Annotated in this window: 5 protein-coding genes; 2 read left to right on the forward strand and 3 right to left on the reverse strand. The window is 54.9% G+C overall.

Annotated elements, in window-relative coordinates:
• From AC2JC8_RS03450 to serA, 3 genes are all read right to left on the reverse strand, one after another.
• On the reverse strand, positions 1–164 hold a 164-nt coding region (locus AC2JC8_RS03450), incomplete at its 3' end, for a 2Fe-2S iron-sulfur cluster-binding protein (protein WP_484594208.1).
• A 148-nt stretch (positions 165–312) separates the two neighbouring features.
• Positions 313–1215 (reverse strand): 50S ribosomal protein L11 methyltransferase, encoded by a 903-nt coding sequence (gene prmA / locus AC2JC8_RS03455; protein WP_484594205.1) that lies wholly within the window; start codon positions 1213–1215, stop codon positions 313–315.
• 3 nt (positions 1216–1218) lie between these two features.
• Positions 1219–2805, reverse strand: coding sequence for a phosphoglycerate dehydrogenase (gene serA / locus AC2JC8_RS03460; RefSeq protein WP_295533601.1), 1587 nt, complete (start codon positions 2803–2805; stop codon positions 1219–1221).
• A gap of 62 nt (positions 2806–2867) precedes the next feature.
• Between serA and AC2JC8_RS03465 the strand changes: the two genes are divergently transcribed.
• Together AC2JC8_RS03465 and AC2JC8_RS03470 are read left to right on the forward strand one after the other, a co-directional pair.
• The gene (locus AC2JC8_RS03465; RefSeq protein ID WP_295474780.1) at positions 2868–3383 is read left to right on the forward strand and encodes a hypothetical protein; all 516 of its coding nucleotides are present in this window, start codon (positions 2868–2870) and stop codon (positions 3381–3383) included.
• On the forward strand, positions 3383–4210 hold the full coding sequence (locus AC2JC8_RS03470; protein WP_484594206.1) for a photosystem II electron transport protein, Sll1252 family: 828 nt from the start codon (positions 3383–3385) through the stop codon (positions 4208–4210). Before AC2JC8_RS03465 ends, AC2JC8_RS03470 begins: the two co-directional genes overlap by 1 nt.
• Positions 4211–4312: the final 102 nt, after the last annotated feature.

Here is a 4312-nt window from a genome sequence, read left to right on the forward strand (position 1 = left end):
GTGATCTTGCCTGCACATGTTGAACATGCACCGGCGCGACAGGAATAAGGAAGATCGATGCCCTGTTCCTCGGCTGCGTCGAGGATGTATTGATCATCGGGCACTTCAATGGTTTTGTTTAGGCCCTCGCTTTCGTTAACGAGAGTGACCTTGTAAGACGCCATGGCAGTGATGGTTGCTCAGGTCCACGGCGAACCGGGCCTGTAGGGGCTCGACCTTTGTACACCTATCTGAAGGCCATGGTGGCAACAAACCGAGAAGGCCAATGGTTGAACCAACTTGTATAAGCAAAATTTATCTAACAAAACAGCGTTAACGGGTGATTTCTAGCAGTGCCCAACGGGATTGTTCAGCCGCCAAGCGGCATTGCCAGCCCATTGAAGTGAGTTGATCAGCCAAGGGCTCCACCTGTTCCACCAAGAGGCCGCTCAGCAAACCCACGCCGTTAACGGCAATCAATTTCTCGAACCACGGCGCCAGTTCCGCCAGCACCGGAGCAAGGATGTTGCAAAGCAACACCTGGGCACTTCGCTGGCCCAGCAACTCCTTAAGTTCTTGGGCTGAACCCAATCGAGCCTGGAGCCGCTGCTCCATGCCGTTCAGGGCAGCGTTAGATGCGCTGGCAAGTATTGCCAGGCTGTCGGTGTCGCTTGCCACCACAGCACCTGCTCCTAGGGCCAGGGCTGCTATGCCGAGGATGCCGCTGCCGCAGCCCAGATCTGCCACCAAGGCGCCCGCCAAAGGGATCTGCTCCAAGCTTTCCATGCAAAGCCGAGTAGTGGGATGGCTACCGGTGCCAAAGGCACTGCCTGGATCCAGCAGCAGCACTTCACGATTGCGGAATTCCTCAGGGCATTGCAGCCAAGCGGGCAAAATCAGAAGCTTTTCACCTACAGGATCCGGAGCCCAGTGCTGTTTCCAGCTATGGCTCCAATCTTCCTCGGGCTGTTGTTGCCAACTCAATTGAGGCAACTCCAAGCCAAAAGGTTCAGCAAGGGCAGATAAGGCCTGCTCAAGACTTTGGCGCTCACTTGCTGGCCAATCCGCCGCCGGCAGCCAGGCCAGCAGGGTGCGATGGCTCGGCTGATCTGGCTTGAATTGAATCGCCACCCTGGAAATACCCAGGGTTTCCAAGCGCCAAATCAATGATTCCTCTAGGTCAGCAGAAGGATCAATTTCCAGCCGCCACCAGCTGGAGGAGGGGGAAATTGTCATCGTTTAAAGGGTTACGGGATGGGCTTCTTGAATGCCGTTAATTGCGTAGATGCTTGTTAGCAGGCTGGGGGGGATTGGATCGTCAAGGCTGAGCACCATCACCGCATCACCGCGCACTATCCGGCGGCCCACCTGCATTGAAGCGATATTCACATTGTGCTCACCGAGCAGGGAGCCGAGGTGGCCAATGATGCCTGGCATGTCCCGGTGGCGGGTAAACAGCATGTGCCTGCTGGGGGGCACATTGAGAGGAAATTCATCAATGCTCGTAACACGCAGTTCCCCATCGGCAAACACCGCACCGGTAACGGTGTGGCTGCCCTGGGAATTGCGGCAAGAAAGCTGCAAGGAGCCGCCGGCAAAATCGCGGCTGGCATCATCTTTGATCTCCAGCACATGAATGCCACGACCCTTCGCTTCTAGGGCTGCATTCACGTAATTAATTTTATCGCCCAAAGCCGAGCTCAAAAGCCCCTTGAGGGCTGCCACCACCAAGGGTTGACTTGGATGTTCAGCAAATTCCCCCTGCAGCCGCACCTCCAATTCCTGCACCGAACCCCGAGATAGCTGGCTGAGCAACAAGCCAAGGGTTTCTGCCAGCTGCAGATGGGGCTTGAGCTTTTCCATTACCTCGGGGGTGAGGCCGGGGATATTTACTGCGCTGCGGGCAGGCAAGCCAAGTAGTACGTCGCGAATTTGTTCTGCCACATCCACGGCCACATTTACCTGGGCTTCTTCGGTGGAAGCGCCGAGATGGGGGGTGAGAATCAGCCGCTCGCCAACACTGCGTAAGGGGGAATCTGCCTCCAGTGGTTCTTTGGCGTACACATCCAGAGCAGCGCCAGCAATTACCCCATTTTTCAATGCCTCAGCAAGGTCTGCCTCAGCAATAATTCCACCGCGGGCGCAATTAACCAAACGGGCGGTGGGCTTCATTTTGGCCAGCAAAGCGGCGTTAACCAAATTTTCGGTTTCAGCGGTGCGAGGCAGGTGCAGGGTGATGTAGTCGGCTTCCTTAAACAAGGGCTCTAGGGGGCTAAGCCGCACCCTTAGTTGCTGGGCCCGTTCGTCTGAGATGAAGGGGTCGTAGGCGATTACCTCCATGCCCATGGCTTGGGCAACCCTTGCCACGTGGGAACCAATTTTGCCTAGCCCCACCACGCCGAGGCGTTTTTTGTAGAGCTCATTCCCCACATAGGTTTTGCGGTCCCAACCACCGGCGCTGGTGCTGCTGTGGGCTGCTGGTATGTGACGCGATAAGGCCAGCATCATTGCCAAGGCGTGTTCCGCCGCTGCAATCGTGTTCCCTTCTGGTGAATTAACCACCAACACCCCATGTTTGGTGGCAGTGGCCACATCAACGTTGTCTACCCCCACTCCAGCCCGACCAATAATTCGCAAACGGGGGGCCGCTTCAATAATTTCCGCCGTTACCTGGGTGCCAGAGCGAATCATCAAGCCGTCGTATTCGCCGATGATTTGTTTGAGCTCTGCTGCTGGCAGGCCCGTAAGCACATCAACGTGGGCTACTTGAGAAAGAATGTCTATCCCCACCTGATCGATGGGATCCGACACCAAAACTTTTGTCATCGTCCGCGGTAGGGGCATGCGGGGGTGCAGTGTAGAGACCGCTCCTGAACAGGCTGAAAGCAATGGCACTTAGCGTGGCGGTGGTGCTCGCAAGCCTTGAAGAGGTGGAGCAGTTGCAGCAGCAACTCAACAGTGTGCAACTGGATAAACAGCAAATGCCCCTCAAGCTTCAAGCTGTTGGTGCAGGCGCTCTAGACCCCAAAAGTTTGGCAACGCTAAATCCAGCCATAAGCAGGAGGGCTCGTCAGCGCAGCATGGCCCGCTGGCTTTTGCCCTTCGGGTTTGGGGCTGGAGTGATGTTCACTTTCATCACCAACCTCGACACCTTTGCTTTCGCTGGCCCCATTGGCCAACCATTCATCGGTGGATTACTTGGTTTAGGGGCCGGCTGGATGGGTAGTTTTGCTGCAGCAGCCAGTGTTACCAGCGATGGCGACGACCAAGTGCGCACAGTGTGCAATCGCCTAGACGAGGGGTTATGGGTGTTACTTGTGGAGGCTGCACCAGGCCAAAACATCCCCTGGGGGTTGATTCAAAGCGCTAAACCTCGCTTAGTGGTGCGATTAAGGGAGGATTGATGCTGCCAACTCGCGAGCTGCTGCTGGGGGCTAGTTACCCCAATTCCCTGGCGGCGGTATTAAATCTGGCGGCGATCAGCCTGCGCACGTATCAACCGCAATGGAGTGGTTTTTTAACGGCACCAGAGCAAGAAGAATGCCTGAATCGGTTAAATCAACTGATTGAACTAACAGTAATTAGCAACGGCGGTTTCCCCCAAGCGGAACGCCGGAGGTTGCGGCTTGAGCGTTCTGAAAATTCCACATCTGATCCAGCAAGCAACCAACAAACGCCACAGGAATTGCCAGAACAAATGCCGCCAGCAGAGCAATTTAAATTGCTGGAAATAAGCGGCAATTTCTTATTTGATCCAGCTGAAGCAATTGATTTTCGCCAGGCGTTGCAAGCCGATGGGTTAGGGGATGCAGAACTTGGAGATGTTTTAGTGCGAGGCGATCGTGGCGCACTAGCAGTAGTAAGCCCGCTAGCTGCAATAGCCCTAATTGGCAAGCCAATACAGGTGCGCACAGTGCTCTGCTCGGTTGCAGAAACCGGCTGGGAGCGCTTACCCAGCCAAATGCCTAAGCCAAAACAAATCACCAGCGTAGAAGCATCTCTACGCCTAGATGCAGTGGCATCAGCCGGATTTGCTATCTCCCGAAACCGTATGGCGGAACTAATTCGTTCCGGCAAGGTGCGGATCGATTGGAAAGTTATTACAAACCCAAGCCGTGAACTTAAGCCCGAGGAGCGGGTACAGCTTGAAGGCAGAGGTGAATTAAAGCTGGAATCAGCAATGCTTACAAAAAGAGATCGCTGGCGCCTTTCAATGTTGCGTAATTTTTGAAAACAACAAGCCTTGGGTCTGATTTAACCAGGTGTTAGGTTCCAGTTCCTGGGGCGATTAGCTCAGAGGTAGAGCACTACCTTGACACGGTAGGAGTCACTG

Source organism: Synechococcus sp. (genome assembly GCF_982614295.1).